Raw genomic sequence first — 448 nt, 5'->3', positions numbered from 1 at the left:
CCGGGCTCCCCGTCCTTCTCGGTGCTCTTCACCGTCGCCGGGCGGCCTCCGCGCGACTCGGCCCACTGGCGGATCTCGTCATGATCGATGGTCATCTTCGATGAACTGGCCGACATGGTCACTGGTCCCGGCCGACTGCATCTTGCTCGGCGCAGACAGCCTCTCGATCGACCTCTCGATGCTCACGGGCGAGACGGCCCCTGTCGATCGCGACGCCGCGCCGGTCGCCCCGCCGGGCCGGGGCGCCGAGGTGCTCGCGCTCCCGAGCCTGCTGCCGAGCGGCGCGTCCGTGGTGACCGGCGCGGGCGAGGCGATCGTCTTCGCGACGGGCGCGGAGAGCGCCGCGGGCAAGATCGCCCTGCTCCTCGAGCAGGGCGGGCGCGAGGGCTCGCTGCTCGAGCGCCAGGTCGCGCAGCTCTCGCGCGTCACCGCGGTCGTCGCGGTGATC

Annotated in this window: 1 pseudogene; it reads left to right on the top strand. The window is 73.4% G+C overall.

From position 1 onward, the window contains the following. Positions 1-100: 100 nt before the first annotated feature. Positions 101-448 (top strand): annotated as a pseudogene (locus BN4575_RS22950) (hypothetical protein); the annotation flags it as partial.

It is taken from the genome of Aeromonas sp. EERV15 (assembly GCF_900079845.1).
Classification (GTDB): Bacteria; Pseudomonadota; Gammaproteobacteria; order Enterobacterales; family Aeromonadaceae; genus Aeromonas; species Aeromonas sobria.
Note: the sequence above shows the minus strand (reverse complement) of the source record. Positions and strands in the feature narration are given on the sequence as shown.